Annotated in this window: 15 protein-coding genes and 1 pseudogene; 13 read left to right on the top strand and 3 right to left on the bottom strand. The window is 49.7% G+C overall.

Translation table 11 applies throughout. From position 1 onward, the window contains the following. Window positions 1-236: 236 nt before the first annotated feature. The gene (gene cysK, locus BM124_RS07205) at window positions 237-1,175 is read right to left on the bottom strand and encodes a cysteine synthase A (protein ID WP_093336388.1); all 939 of its coding nucleotides are present in this window, start codon (window positions 1,173-1,175) and stop codon (window positions 237-239) included. Between the two features lie 167 nt (window positions 1,176-1,342). Here cysK and thpR point away from each other — a divergent pair, with 167 nt between their 5' ends. Genes thpR through BM124_RS07225 form a run of 4 tightly spaced genes read left to right on the top strand, consistent with a single transcriptional unit; the run spans window position 1,343 to window position 3,961 of the window. Continuing rightward, window positions 1,343-1,906 carry an RNA 2',3'-cyclic phosphodiesterase gene (gene thpR, locus BM124_RS07210; RefSeq protein ID WP_093336389.1) on the top strand — a complete coding sequence of 188 codons (564 nt, stop codon included), beginning with the start codon at window positions 1,343-1,345 and terminating at the stop codon, window positions 1,904-1,906. Window positions 1,907-1,944: 38 nt separating this feature from the next. Next, complete coding sequence (locus tag BM124_RS07215) at window positions 1,945-2,310, top strand: CidA/LrgA family protein (protein ID WP_093336391.1); 366 nt, start codon at window positions 1,945-1,947, stop codon at window positions 2,308-2,310. Continuing rightward, window positions 2,303-2,995 carry an LrgB family protein gene (locus BM124_RS07220; RefSeq protein WP_093336393.1) on the top strand — a complete coding sequence of 231 codons (693 nt, stop codon included), beginning with the start codon at window positions 2,303-2,305 and terminating at the stop codon, window positions 2,993-2,995. The genes BM124_RS07215 and BM124_RS07220 overlap by 8 nt, the downstream gene beginning before the upstream one ends. A gap of 12 nt (window positions 2,996-3,007) precedes the next feature. Further along, window positions 3,008-3,961, top strand: coding sequence for a nuclease-related domain-containing protein (locus BM124_RS07225; protein ID WP_093336394.1), 954 nt, complete (start codon window positions 3,008-3,010; stop codon window positions 3,959-3,961). Here the strand turns inward: BM124_RS07225 and purU are convergent, their stop codons facing one another. Further along, complete coding sequence (gene purU, locus BM124_RS07230; protein ID WP_093336396.1) at window positions 3,962-4,834, bottom strand: formyltetrahydrofolate deformylase; 873 nt, start codon at window positions 4,832-4,834, stop codon at window positions 3,962-3,964. Between the two features lie 344 nt (window positions 4,835-5,178). Here purU and BM124_RS07235 point away from each other — a divergent pair, with 344 nt between their 5' ends. From BM124_RS07235 to BM124_RS07260, 6 genes are all read left to right on the top strand, one after another. Beyond that, on the top strand, window positions 5,179-5,964 hold the full coding sequence (locus tag BM124_RS07235) for a phosphotransferase family protein (RefSeq protein ID WP_093336398.1): 786 nt from the start codon (window positions 5,179-5,181) through the stop codon (window positions 5,962-5,964). A 96-nt stretch (window positions 5,965-6,060) separates the two neighbouring features. Then, the gene (gene trmB, locus BM124_RS07240; RefSeq protein WP_342028605.1) at window positions 6,061-6,768 is read left to right on the top strand and encodes a tRNA (guanosine(46)-N7)-methyltransferase TrmB; all 708 of its coding nucleotides are present in this window, start codon (window positions 6,061-6,063) and stop codon (window positions 6,766-6,768) included. Between the two features lie 10 nt (window positions 6,769-6,778). Beyond that, window positions 6,779-7,627, top strand: a complete 849-nt coding sequence (locus BM124_RS07245) for an MBL fold metallo-hydrolase (RefSeq protein WP_093336401.1) — start codon at window positions 6,779-6,781, stop codon at window positions 7,625-7,627. 327 nt (window positions 7,628-7,954) lie between these two features. Next, on the top strand, window positions 7,955-8,710 hold the full coding sequence (locus tag BM124_RS07250; RefSeq protein WP_093336403.1) for a DeoR/GlpR family DNA-binding transcription regulator: 756 nt from the start codon (window positions 7,955-7,957) through the stop codon (window positions 8,708-8,710). Further along, complete coding sequence (gene pfkB, locus BM124_RS07255) at window positions 8,707-9,630, top strand: 1-phosphofructokinase (RefSeq protein ID WP_093336405.1); 924 nt, start codon at window positions 8,707-8,709, stop codon at window positions 9,628-9,630. The genes BM124_RS07250 and pfkB overlap by 4 nt, the downstream gene beginning before the upstream one ends. 14 nt (window positions 9,631-9,644) lie before the next feature. Then, window positions 9,645-11,540: a PTS fructose transporter subunit IIABC gene (locus tag BM124_RS07260; protein WP_093336406.1), complete on the top strand. Its 1,896-nt coding sequence runs from the start codon at window positions 9,645-9,647 to the stop codon at window positions 11,538-11,540. Between the two features lie 35 nt (window positions 11,541-11,575). Here BM124_RS07260 and BM124_RS07265 read toward each other — a convergent pair whose 3' ends face one another. After that, window positions 11,576-11,881 carry a PepSY domain-containing protein gene (locus tag BM124_RS07265; protein ID WP_093336408.1) on the bottom strand — a complete coding sequence of 102 codons (306 nt, stop codon included), beginning with the start codon at window positions 11,879-11,881 and terminating at the stop codon, window positions 11,576-11,578. 144 nt (window positions 11,882-12,025) lie between these two features. Here BM124_RS07265 and BM124_RS07270 point away from each other — a divergent pair, with 144 nt between their 5' ends. The 3 genes and pseudogenes from BM124_RS07270 to BM124_RS19170 form a co-directional block, all read left to right on the top strand. Beyond that, entirely contained in the window at window positions 12,026-13,099 is a 1,074-nt protein-coding gene (locus BM124_RS07270) for a M42 family metallopeptidase (protein WP_093336409.1), read from the top strand. Between the two features lie 7 nt (window positions 13,100-13,106). After that, window positions 13,107-13,643 carry a DUF84 family protein gene (locus BM124_RS07275; protein WP_342028606.1) on the top strand — a complete coding sequence of 179 codons (537 nt, stop codon included), beginning with the start codon at window positions 13,107-13,109 and terminating at the stop codon, window positions 13,641-13,643. A 46-nt stretch (window positions 13,644-13,689) separates the two neighbouring features. Beyond that, a pseudogene (locus BM124_RS19170) lies at window positions 13,690-13,957 on the top strand (TatD family hydrolase); the annotation flags it as partial.

Raw genomic sequence — 13,957 nt, forward strand, 5'->3', positions numbered from 1 at the left:
TGGTGTGACGAAATAGTGTGATATCAGCCAAAGCATAAATGGTACAAATGTATTTCCAACCTATCAATGGCCCCTTATGTTGTAACTGCATTATACAATATTTCCTGCGCATGCGCAAAGCACATGAAAGTGGTTTTCGCAACACTTAATAAAAAATATAGAAAAGTCATATTTTTTATTAAGTGTTTACAAAAAAGAAGGAAGCATCCGGTATCATCCCGTGATGCTTCCTATTTTTAATTTCCGCTGTACTGAAAGAGGTCGGTGGAGAGGTAGCGTTCTCCTGTGTCGCAGGCGATAACTACGACAACTTCATTCGGCTTCATGCGACGGGCTGTCTCCATGCCGGCATAACAGGCTGCCCCCGTGGAAGGACCGACGAGAATCCCTTCGTCCCGGGCAAGTCCCCGCGCTGCTTCATAAGCATCTTCATCGGAGATTTTATAGATATAATCGTAAATATCCTGGTTTAACACCGGTGGTATAAATCCGGGGCTTGTCCCAACCAATTTATGCGGACCCGGACTTCCTCCCGATAAAACGGGGGATCCTTTCGGCTCAACGACGTGGATCGCTGCTTCCGGGTAATAGGACTTCAGCGTTTCTCCGGTTCCGGTGACGGTTCCGCCCGTACCTGATGCGGCAACAAAAGCTCCGAGCGTTTTGCCGAGTTCATCCATCGCTTCTTTAATTTCTTCTCCCGTTCCTCCGCGGTGTGCATCGGGGTTATCCTCATTTTCAAACTGCATCGGCATAAAGCCTGCAGGTAGTTCTTCCACCAGTTCATGGGCTCTTTCAATCGCACCGGGCATTTTTTTATTGCCCGGTGTGAGTTCCACTTCCGCTCCGTACGCTTTAAGTAGATTAATACGTTCGCGGGACATCGTGTCCGGCATAACCAAAATAGAGCGGTACCCTTTCGCTGACGCATTCATGGCAAGGCCGATACCGGTATTGCCCGACGTTGGTTCAATGATAACAGAATCCGGCCGCAGCAGACCTTTTTTTTCCGCCTGCGCAATCATATTGTTGGAAGCGCGGTCTTTTACGCTGCCGCTTGGATTCTGGAATTCGAGTTTTACATATACATCGGCTCCGTCGGCGGCGGGGAGCCGGTTCAGTTTAACAAGGGGAGTGTTCCCAACTAAATCTGACATATTGGATACAACTTGCATAATGGACACTTCCTTTTGATCATATCGAATGCACTACTTATCTTAACATATTCCCGGTTTTTACTTCTATTTGCACAAACGAGGCCGTTTGTTTCTGAGTTTAGCCAAGCAGGAGATCATCCGATATAATAGGGAGAAGAAAGGAACGTCACCGAAGGAGGATTATCATGGAACCGCATTATTTTACCGGACTCGCCCTGCCCGCAGAGGTAAAAGAAAAGATGGCTGCGTGGACCCGGGAAGCAGCGCCAAGCCTCTCATTTAAAAACTGGGTACATCCTGAGGATTACCATATTACCCTGTTTTTTCTTGGTGCAGCTGATACATCTACTGTTCAACAGACAATAGAATTACTGCACCACAGCTGTGCCGCATCTTCCGTGTTTACGATGCAGGCAGGCGGAATAGGATATTTCGGTCCCCGGAAGGTGCCGAAGGTTTTGTGGGCGGATACAAGCTGTCCGGAAGAATTGCAGCACCTCCAGCAGCGTGTCGCCGGAAGCTGTGTTTCGGCGGGCTTTACGGAAGAGAAACGAAAATACCGCCCCCACATTACGTTAGCCCGGAAGTGGACCGAAACTTTTTCATTTTCCGAGCGTTTCGACTATCTGCCAGCGCTCGAAACGATGGAATGGACGGTAAAAGAAGCTGTCCTTTTCCGGACGCATCCACACCGCACGCCGAAATATGAGAGGGTGGAAACCTTTCCGCTTGCCCCGGGGCCGGGATAAAGTAAAAGACAGAGAACCAGGATTGTAGGGGATAAAACATGCAGACCATTCGAATTGTCTTTCATATTGCGATATTATTTCTTTTTTATTATACAGGAGTGTGGATTCAGGAAGCGTTCCAGCTTATGATACCCGGAAGCATTATCGGAATGCTTTTGCTGCTGGGCTGCTTCTCACTGAACATCGTGAAACCGGCTTGGCTTGAACAGGGTACTTCCCTTCTCCTGTCTCATATGCCGCTGCTTTTTCTGCCGGTGACGGCGGGTATTATTGCCCATACATCCTTATTCGCCGGCGAGGGGTTATGGCTTGTGGTGATTGCGTATATCAGCACACTACTGGTGCTTGTTACGTCCGGCTGGACAGTACAGCTGCTGTTAAAAAGGGGGACCCGTGATGAATGAATGGCTTCCGGCACTTGCGGCTTTGGCTGGAACAGTGGCGGTCTACCAGGGAACCCGGTGGTTTTACCGGCGTTTTCCTTATCCGATGACGCTGCCGATTGTCACCGGAACGATTACCATTGTCCTATTTCTGCTCGCTATGGATATATCTTATTCGACGTACATGTCAGGAGGGCAGTGGATTGAAAAGCTGCTTGGTCCTGCTGTCGTCGCACTGGCGCTGCCGCTCTACAAACAGCGCCAAACGGTGAAAAAATATGCGTTTGTGCTTACTGCCGGTGTCACGGCAGGTGCGGTGGCGGGAGTGCTGTCGGGATACGTTCCTGCAAGGTGGCTGGGACTGGATGACGAATTAATTGCTACCGTTCTTCCCAAATCGGTTACTACTCCGGTTGCCATGGATATCGCACAGACGACAGGAGGCATTCCGGCTGTTGCGGCTGTTTTTGTCATGGTTGCAGGCATAGGCGGTGTCGTTAGTGCCTCCTACGTGTTTGCTTTGACCGGTATATCGCAGTCTCTCGCTAAAGGGATTGCTTTTGGAGCAGCTTCCCATGCCATAGGGACGGCAAAAGCGCTTGAAAACAGTGAACTGGAAGGGACGGCGGGGTCGGTGGCGATGACACTGAGTGCTCTCTTTCTCTCCTTTATCACCCCATTACTGACAGCGATTTTCTTTTCATAAGGAGGGGTCATCATGGCTCATTTGATAAAACTGGAAGATTATACATCAAGGTATATGAACGATATGCAGCGCTACCTGAGCCGTTTTTCCCGCTTAAAAAAAGAGCGGTGGGAGAGCATGAAACGGGACTGGAGAAGGGTGAATAATGAAAGAGCGCCGGAACCTATTCAGGAAGAAACTTTGGAGGACTGGCTGGAAGAGGCGGGAAACGGCTTTTTTCAAGGAGCGGTTAACCGTTTGAAACAATTTCAGAACCGCCGGGGAAAAAAAGAAGAACCAGAGTACGAGACTGATGACCGTTCCCTTTTTTATGAAGGAAAATCGCTCGAGGAGCTGAAGGACATGTTCTTTGAAGAGCTGTTCATGGCTCAGCTGCGGTGGGCAAGCGCCTCCATTCTGGAAGAATCGCGCATGAACCCTGTTTATAAATATGACCAGAACCTGAGATTTCTGCTCCGCTATCTGCCTGATAATTACCTTGTTTTATATTATCCGGTGTTCTCGGTCGGCAGTGCGCCGCTGGATATGGATATTATTCTTATCAGCCCGACTGAAATTATCTGCCTTTCCTATCTTTCTGGGGATAAAAACAGTGTGTTTGAAACGTCATCGGGGCGTTACTGGAATGAATATGTTCATAAAAGCAGGCAGCGCATCGTGAATCCGGTGATTTCCCTGAATCGGATGAGCCGGGTGATTCAATCCGTATTCAGCGAACACCCTCTGGAAATGGAGCTGCACCGGCTCGTTTGGTCTCCGGCTGCTGTCATTGACCACCGTGCTCCCGGTATGAAAGTGGAAATGGTGGACAAGCGAAATCACGAGGACTGGTTCGAAAAGAGAAAAAGAACCCCTTCGCCGATCAAGAAAAATCAGCTGTATGCGGCGGAAACGTTACTGCAGCATACGCTGACGACATCTTTTCGGCGGAGGGAGCTGTTGGAAGATATCGAAGAGGAAGAGTGATCAGTTGAAAATAATTGTTTTGTTTTCGAAAACGAGGATCTTGTCCTGGATATGCCAGTCCACAGCACGGGCAAGGGCGATTTTTTCCACATTACGTCCGGCGATCTTGAGGTCTTCCGCTGCATAACGGTGATTGACACGGAGAACTTCCTGATCAATAATCGGTCCTTCATCAAGATCGTCCGTTATATAGTGCGCGGTTGCACCGATTAGCTTTACGCCGCGGTCAAACGCTTTTTGATAAGGGTTGGCGCCGATAAACGCCGGCAGAAAAGAGTGATGGATGTTAATGACCTTATGCTGAAACGACTCCACAAACGAAGGAGAAAGAATCTGCATATAGCGCGCCAGTACGATGAAATCAATATCATACGCATCTATTACTTCTTTTTGCTGTTGTTCCGCCTGAAGTTTTGTTTCTTTGGTCACCGGAATATGCCGGAACGCAATGCCGTAACTTTCGACAATATCACGCAGTTGGTCATGGTTGCTGATGACGACCGGGATGTCCACTTCCAGCTCACCGGAGCGCCAGCGCCATAAGAGCTCCAGTAGACAATGGTCTTCTTTGGATACAAAGACAGCCATTTTCTTGCGTCTGCGCTCCTGCTCAATCCGCCAATTCATTTGAAAGGAATCGGCAATGGGAGCAAAATCCTGAAGAACGCGCTCGAATCGTTCCTCGAAGGATGGCAGGTTAAATTCAATCCGCATGAAGAATGTTCCGCCTTCCGGATCGGTGCTGTATTGGTCGGATTGTACAATATTTGCCTGCTGCTCCTGCAGGTACTGCGACACAGCGGCTACAATACCGGGCTGGTCGGGGCAGGATATTAAAAGCCGGGCCCGGTTGGAAAGATGGGTTTCGTGCATGACAATGAGCCTCCAATTACAAATCTCTCATACGTTTTTAACTATATCACTCCTGCCGGTTAAAAAAAAGAAGGAGATCGAACGTACGCCAAAACGCCGGGAGAGGCTTCTTTCCGGCAGAAGCGCGAACAAAGGTTGTCGTTGACGATAAAACAAAAACTTTGATACTATTAAAAACGATTCGCTCTTTTACGACCTGCCACACAGGCGAAAAACGAAAGAATCCTCATATCATGCGCTTTTATACAGGATTCCGGAATAAATAAACAATATTAGATAAACAGACGAACTTCTGCTGGACATAGTGGCTGTAAAGAGGAAACTGTAAAACGAGGGTGAAGGTATTGGAACTTCTACTTGGAAATGAATGGACCGTTGAACCCGCAGGTGGAACGACCGGCGAAGCTTATATTGCCTGGGCCGGAGAGCAGAAGCTGTTTCTAAAACGCAACTCCTCCCCTTTTTTAGCAGTGCTTTCTGCCGAAGGTATCGTTCCAAAGTTATTATGGACCAAACGCCTGGAAAATGGTGACGTCATCACAGCGCAGCGATGGGTGCACGGACGGGAACTGCGTGCCTCCGACATGAACCGCGCGGATGTTGCCGGTCTCCTGAGCAAAATACATGCATCCAGCGAACTGCTTGATATGTTCAAGCGGATCGGAAATGAGCCGCTGACTCCATCGATCATCATTGAAAACTTAAAATCACAGATGCAGCTGGATGATACGTTTCCCCCGTTATTTCAGGAGGCTCTTCATTACCTGCTTGCTGCTTATTCGGAAGTAGTGTCTTCCCCGATGGTTGTCTGTCACTGCGATATTAATCATAATAACTGGATGATTAATTCCAGCAATGAATTGTATCTCATTGATTGGGACGGTGCCACGGTCGCCGATCCCGCGTTTGACCTCGGGCTGCTCCTGTATGAATATATACCGGTGTCAGAGTGGGAACAGTGGCTGCGCCATTACGGACTGGCTCTTACAAATAACCTGAAAAGGCGGATGCACTGGTATGTGACGGCAGATGCACTGGAGCGGGCTCTGTATCACCGGAGCAGGGGATTTAATCAAAAAGCAGCCTCGTGGACGGATTACCTCCGCCGGCTCGTATACGGCACCGTGTAAAAAACTTCCACAGGTTGTACAGGTTTTGGCAAAACGTATTCATACGATAGAAAAGTCCGGCCCGGTGGGTCGGACTTTTCTAACATCCGGCGCTCGATGCTTAAAGCAACAGAAACGACAGGAATGATGAAACAGGAGGGAGCATACATGAGACTGCGCCGTAAACCTTGGGCGAACGACTGGATCCAGCAGCATCCGGAGCTGGTGATTTCGGATGCCTCTCAGGTGGCACAAGGCTGGAGAGAACTGTTTGGTAACGACAACCCGGTCCATGTCGAACTTGGTACCGGTAAAGGAAAATTCATTGATGAAATGAGCCGCGCGTATCCGGATATCAATTTCATAGGAATGGAAAAGTATGAGAGTGTTCTCGTCACCGGACTGCAGCGGATTCTACATGACAGGCGGGAAAATGTCCGTTTCATTCACGGGGACGTCCTGAACCTTTTTGATTTTTTTGGTGAAAAGGAAGTGGACAGGCTGTTTATTAATTTCACGGATCCGTGGCCGAAAAACAGGCATGAAAAAAGGCGCCTGACGTATAAAACATTCCTGTCCCTTTACGAGAAGGTGCTGAAAAACGAACAGGATATCCACATGAAAACCGATAATCAAGTCTTATTTGAATACAGTCTGGAAAGCATGTCCCGATACGGAATGATACTGAAAAATATTTCCCTTGATCTTCATAACAGCGGCATGGAACATAATATTATGACAGAATACGAGCGGAAGTTTTATCAGAAAGGGCAGCCGATTTACAGACTGGAAGCATTCTTTCCGAACGATAAAAAAGAGGAATAGGAGGGTTTTCATGGAGCAGCTGACAATCGGGGATTATACGCTGACGTGGCTGCGGGGCGGCGTGACGCATCCGGACGGCGGTGCCATCTTCGGGGTTGTACCGAAGCCCCTGTGGTCCCGGAAGTATCCGGTAAACGAAAACAATCAGGTCGAGACGCGCTGTGATCCGATTCTGGTGCAGGGAAACGGCAGAACAATGCTGATAGAATCGGGCATTGGCAATGACCGATTCACGGAGAAGCAAAAGCGCAACTTCGGCATCACACAGGAATCACAGATTGCAGAGGATCTGCATGCGCTTGGGTTAACGACGGCGGACATTGATGACGTTCTCATGACGCACATGCATTATGACCATGCGGCCGGGCTTGTTAAGCATCAGCACGGAGAGGATGTTCCTGTATTTGAGAACGCGGTCATCCGGACTTCCGCTGAAGAGTGGGAAGAGACGACCAACCCAAATATCCGGTCTGCCAACACGTACTGGGAACAAAATTGGAAACCGGTGCGCAATCACGTGGAAACGTACGAGGACACATACAACCCGGCGCCAGGGATAACGATGCAGAAGACCGGCGGCCACAGCCGGGGCATGAGTATTGTTACCATGGAGCAAGGGGAAGAGACGCTTATCCATATGGCGGATAATATGCCGACGCTTGCCCATCAGCCTGTACTATGGGTCACCGCCTACGATGATTACCCGATGGATTCTATAGCGGTAAAACAGCGGTATATGGATTATGGATACAACAACCGTGCCTGGTTCACGTTTTATCATGACTACAGGCACCGGGCGGTTCAGTTTGATGAAGAGGGCGGTACCCGGCAGCAGGTACTCGTGAATAACGCGGAATAACGGGAAAGATGATTTCTGTGAGAAGCAGGAGTCATCTTTTTTTGTAATTACGCTTAGCATCACTTTTCAGGGTACTGGAAGAAAATGTGGGTGTCAGATGCGGCCTGAAGGGTACTTTTTACGAAAAAATGAAAAAAGTAACCGTTAGAGCATATCTAAGGTGCACAATCCCTCTCAATCAGCCGCGATGTGACCGTTATTGATTGAATTCAGTCAAATTAATAAAAAATATGATTGATAATGATTGATTTTGAACGAAAATGATTATATAATATAGAAAGATAATAATAGTAAGCGTTTCCTTTGAACATGAGAGGAGGTCGTATCATGCTTCATGTGGAACGAAAAGAACAGATACTAAACGTCCTGCAGTCCAGGGAAACCGTGTCCGTGCAGGAGCTGGTTTCCACTGTTGGTGCATCCGAGTCGACAATCAGGCGGGACTTAACCGAACTTGAGTCTGAACATTATATAAAACGCTTACACGGAGGAGCTTCTCTTTTAAAACGAAAACTGGAAGAGCCTTCGATTGCAGAAAAGCAAAGCACCAATCAAAAAGATAAAAAGGCGCTTGCAGCAGAAGCGGCATCCGTCGTGAAAGAACGGGATTGTATATTTCTTGATGCCGGTACAACGACGGTGGAAATGATTCCGCATCTCACCGGGAAGGAAATCATCGTCGTAACAAACGGCATCCCCCACGTCCCGCTTCTGCTGGAACGCGGCATTCAGACTTACGTTACCGGCGGAAAAGCCAAACCGGGAACATCGGCGCTGACGGGGGAAAAAGCCGTCATGTCGATGCATGAATTCCGGTTTGATACGTGTTTTCTCGGGATGAATGGAGTGGACGCCGTACACGGTTACACCACTCCGGACCCCGAAGAGGCATTTGTGAAAAAAACAGCGCTGTCGTTGTCCTCGAAATCGTGGGTGCTGGCCGACCCTTCCAAAATGGGGGAGACTTCGTTTGCAAGCGTCGCACAACTGGAGAAAGCAGCAGTGCTGACGTCGGACAGTATGGACGAAAAATATCTGGATCAGCTGCAGCAGCGAACAGAAGTAAAGGTTGTGAAACTATGATTTATACCGTGACGCTTAATCCCGCCCTGGATTATGTTGTGGACGTTCCCGGATTTCAGGAGGGAACCGTGAACCGGTCCGAAAGAGATATCAAATATCCGGGAGGGAAGGGAATCAACGTCTCCCGGGTGTTGAAACGTCTCGGCGTGCCGAGTACCGCACTCGGCTTCATCGGAGGTTTTACCGGTGATTATATAAAAGACATGCTTCAACAGGAAGGCATCTCGACTGATTTTACAGCGGTGGATGGAGATACCCGCATTAATGTCAAATTGAGAGGAGCCGGGGAAACGGAAGTAAACGGTGTCTCGCCGGAAGTGAGACAATCCGACAGGAAAGCGCTCGAAGAAAATCTGGAACCACTGACCGCCGAGGATGAGGTTGTTATCGCCGGCAGTCTGCCTGCTTCGCTTCCTGCGGGATGCTACGAAGAGCTGATGAATACCCTGAAAAACCAAAACGTGAGAGTTTATCTTGATACGAGCGGAGAGCCGTTGAAAAAAGCAGTCCAGGCAGCGCCGTTTTTTATTAAGCCAAATCATTACGAGATTGGAGAACTGTATGACGTTACTATTGAAAAGCCGGAAGACGCAGTCTATTACGGCAGAAAATTGATGGAAGAACACGGGATCGAGCACGTTATTATTTCCATGGCCGGTGAAGGGGCCGTCTACCTGCATCCGCGCGGAGCATGCCGTGCTGTGCCTCCCAGGCGTAAAGCGGTGAATTCTGTGGGAGCGGGCGACTCGCTCACAGCTGGTTTTATTAAAGCATTGAAGGTCCACCCGAAACCGGAGGATATACTCGCTTATGCTTCAGCCGCAGGGAGCGCCACGGCGTTTTCAGAAACGTTCTGCACGGAAGAGGAAGTGAAAAAGCTTCAAGGGGAAATAGACATTACGACGTTCGGGAATTCGTAAAGGGGTGACATACTATGAAAATTACAGAACTGCTTCAAAAAGACACGATGGTTCTGGATCTTGGGGCTGATTCCAAAGACGGTGTCATCGATGAACTGGTACACGTGCTGGATAAAGCAGGGAATCTGTCCGATCCATCGGCGTTTAAAGAAGCAATCCATGGAAGGGAAAAAGAGAGTTCAACAGGCATCGGGGAAGGAATCGCGATCCCCCACGCTAAGACACAGGCCGTGAAGACACCGGCTATTGCTTTTGGACGGTCGCAGGAAGGAACGGATTATGAATCGCTCGACGGTCAGCCGGCGCATTTGTTTTTCATGATTGCGGCAAGTGAGGGAGCCAATCAGGATCACCTGCAGACACTGTCGAGGCTGTCGACGCTGCTGATGGATGAAACGTTCCGTCAGGACCTGCTGCAGGCTTCTTCAGAAGATGAGGTTCTGACACTCGTTGATCAGAAAGAAGAAGAGAAGCTTGGTGCCGATGAAGAAGAGCAGCAGGTGCAGCAGTCGAACGAAAAGGAACGCACAACACCGGAGATTCTTGCTGTTACAGGCTGTCCGACAGGTATTGCCCACACCTTCATGGCAGCAGATGCGTTAAAAGAAAAGGCAAAAGAGAAAGGTTTATCCATTAAAGTGGAAACCAATGGCTCCGATGGTATCGGCAACGCCTTAACGCCGGAAGAAATCGCAGCCGCCGACGGTATCATAATCGCATCGGACACAAAAGTGGAAATGACGCGGTTTGACGGCCGACCGGTATCAATCAATGGGGTTTCTGACGGGATGAAGCGCCCCGAAGAGCTGATTGATGAGGTCACAAGCGGTCAGGCACCTGTTTATCATGCGAAGGGATCGGCAGAGGAAGACAGTTCGAGCGACAGCAAAGGGCGGACCGGTTTTTACAAGCACCTCATGAACGGGGTGTCGAACATGCTGCCATTTGTTGTCGGCGGCGGCGTGCTTATGGCCGTATCTTTCTTCTTCGGTATTCATTCAGCCGAACCGGGACATCAAGATTATAATGCTTTTGCAGCTACATTAAATTCTATTGGGGCCGATCATGCCTTTCAGCTGATGGTTGCCGTTCTTGCCGGCTTTATCGCGATGAGTATTGCCGACCGCCCCGGTTTTGCGCCTGGTATGATCGGAGGGTTTATAGCAACGACCGGAGGCGCCGGTTTTCTCGGCGGCTTGATCGCCGGCTTCCTGGCCGGTTATACAGCGAATCTGATGAAAAAGGCACTGGCTGGTCTGCCGAAAGTGTTTGACGGTATCAAGACGATTCTCTTTTACCCTGTACTGAATATTTTCATTGTCGGGCTGTTAATGGCAGTTGTCATTAATCCGCCGGTCAGCTGGCTGAATACCGCCCTGCAGGATGTGCTGAATGGGATGGGAACCGGTAATATTGTTCTTCTCGGACTCATTCTCGGTGGTATGATGGCGATAGATATGGGGGGTCCTGTCAACAAAGCGGCTTTCACTTTCGGCATTGCCATGATCGACGCCGGAAACTTCGCTCCGCATGCAGCGATTATGGCAGGCGGTATGGTGCCGCCGCTCGGCATTGCCCTGGCAACGAGCCTGTTTCGAAATAAGTTTACGAAAGAAGAAAGAGACGCCGGCCTTTCCAGTTACTTTATGGGAGCATTCTTCATTACCGAAGGAGCGATTCCATTTGCCGCAGCGGACCCCGGACGTATCATTCCGGCGTCTGTCGCAGGAGCTGCAACTGCCGGAGCTTTTGCGATGCTGTTCGGCGCCGGACTACCGGCTCCCCATGGCGGTGTCTTTGTTGTCCCGACTATTCAGGGAACCAATCCACTTCTCTATATAGCCGCGGTACTGATTGGAACAATCGTAACGACGCTTTTAGTAGGATTTCTGAAAAGACCGGTCAAATAAGCAAAAACGGAGCCTGCGCAGGGCTCCGTTTTTAATTATGATGTAAGTTCCAGGATGGTGCCTGTTTTAGCGTCGACGATGAAATCCATCTGTTTTGTTTCGCCTTCTTTGGTACTCGAAATACCGCCGCGGTACACTTTGTATTCGAGATCGTCTTTCATGTAGTCTTCGGCGGTCATGTGAATCCATGATCCATTGACAGGTATATGATCCTGAATGTTTTCCTTAACGGTCTTCAGTGCTTTTTCGGGAGTGATGTGGCTGTTTCCGGTGTACTCTTTCAATGCGTACCCGGCTGCGAGACCAACACCTGCTCCAATGAGAATATCTCTTACTTTCATGTTATCCCTGCCTTTTCTATCTCATTTCCCTCAAGTATAGCTTAAAATTCATCTCATTCCAAACGTTAAGATGTATATCGGTAGAAAATGAAGGACGCTTCCGATAGAATAAAAAGGGAAAACAGGAGCGGAAAGGAGCCGACTATGAACGAAGAAACGAAACAGATGTTCCAGACGTTAACCGAACTGCCGGGAGCCCCCGGTTTTGAAAAGCCGGTTAGAGATTACATGAAAAAAGAACTGCAGCCTTTAAGTGACGAGGTGGTGCAGGATAAACTGGGCAGTATTTTCGGGAAAAAAACCGGAGATGCAGGCGGCCCGAAAGTGATGGCCGCCGGACACATGGATGAGGTCGGCTTCATGGTCACCAACATCGACAAAAAAGGCATGATTCAGTTTGAACCGCTCGGCGGCTGGTGGAGCCAGGTGCTGCTGGCACAGAGAGTGGAAGTCATGACCGATAAAGGAGCCGTTCCCGGCGTGGTCGGATCGATACCGCCGCATCTTTTGGAAGAATCCCAGCGTCAGAAACCGATGCCGATGAAAAAAATGTATATCGACATCGGAGCCGATGACAAAGAAGACGCCGAGAACATCGGAGTGAAACCGGGACAGCCGATTCTGCCCGCGGGTGCATTTACGCCGATGGCGAACAAAAAGAAAATTCTGGCGAAAGCATGGGATAACCGGTACGGTGCCGGCTTGTCCATTGAACTGATGAAAGAACTGCAGCACACCGATCATCCCAATATTGTGTACTCCGGTGCGACGGTGCAGGAGGAAGTTGGGCTCCGCGGCGCGGCGACAGCTTCCAGGATGATTCAGCCGGACGTGTTTTACGCGATGGATGCAAGCCCTGCCAACGATGCCGCCGGTGGAAATGATGCATTTGGCCATCTTGGAAAAGGAGCACTGCTCCGGATTTTTGATCAGACGATGATCACCCACCGCGGTATGCGTGATTTTGTCCTGGATACAGCGGAATCCAACGACATTCCGTATCAGTATTTCGTATCCCAGGGAGGCACAGACGCCGGACGGGTACATACATCGAACGAAGGCGTGCCATCCGCCGTCGTCGGAGTATGCTCAAGGTATATTCATACATCGGGCTCGATTCTGCATGTGGATGATTATGCCGCAGCGAAAGAACTGCTTGTGAAGCTCGTGCAGATGACAGATAACAGTGCCCTTGATGCCATCCGCAAAGGAGTCTGACGCTCTGATGACTATGATTCTTGGTGTTGGTTCCACCAATGAAGCAAAGCTGAAAGCAGTGTCCGCTGTTTTCGGAAATGAAGATTATGACATTCAAGGGTTTGAGACAGGCAGCGGAGTGTCCTTGCAGCCTTTTTCGGATGAAGAAACGAAAGCAGGCGCTGAGCACCGCGCCGCCGCTGTTCTGGCGGAAGGAGCTGACGCGGGTATAGGTCTGGAGGGCGGCGTGATGGAAATGGCCGATGGACTGTACCTTTGTAACTGGGGAGCTCTGACCGACAGCAGCCGGCGCGTGATTACAGCGGCCGGAGCAAAAATAAAACTGCCCTCAGGCATTGCCGCCGGACTGCACGCAGGCAGAGAGTTAAAAACCGTCATGAACGACTACACCAACCGTCATAATGTCAGTCAGCAGGAAGGCGCCGTCGGTATCTTTACCGGCGGCATGATATCCAGAGCCGAAATGTTCGAACACACCGTCCGTCTTCTTTACGGACAATGGTGTTTCAACCGGCGCATCCAGCAGCTGTCACAGGATAAATAGGATTCTATACAAAGAGACTGGGACAAACCCTTTATAAGATAAAAGAATGCCGAACGATTTAAAAAAATCGTTCGGCATTCTTCGTTTCTTAGATACACCGCTGCGCCAAAATGCTTTGCTTTTACTCCGGAGTACAAGGGCGGCATCGGTTCGCTGGGGCTCACCGTGTCTTCTTTGCACTCCGGAGTACAAGGGCGACATCGATTCGCTGGGACTCATCGTGTCTTCTTTGCCCCGGGCACGGCTCGCGTCCGCAGTTCCTCCGGATCAGCTGCTTGTCGAAACCGACGGACCCCGGCCGTTCCAGGGGCCGT

It is taken from the genome of Salibacterium halotolerans (assembly GCF_900115625.1).
GTDB classification, from domain to species: Bacteria; Bacillota; Bacilli; order Bacillales; family Marinococcaceae; genus Salibacterium; species Salibacterium halotolerans.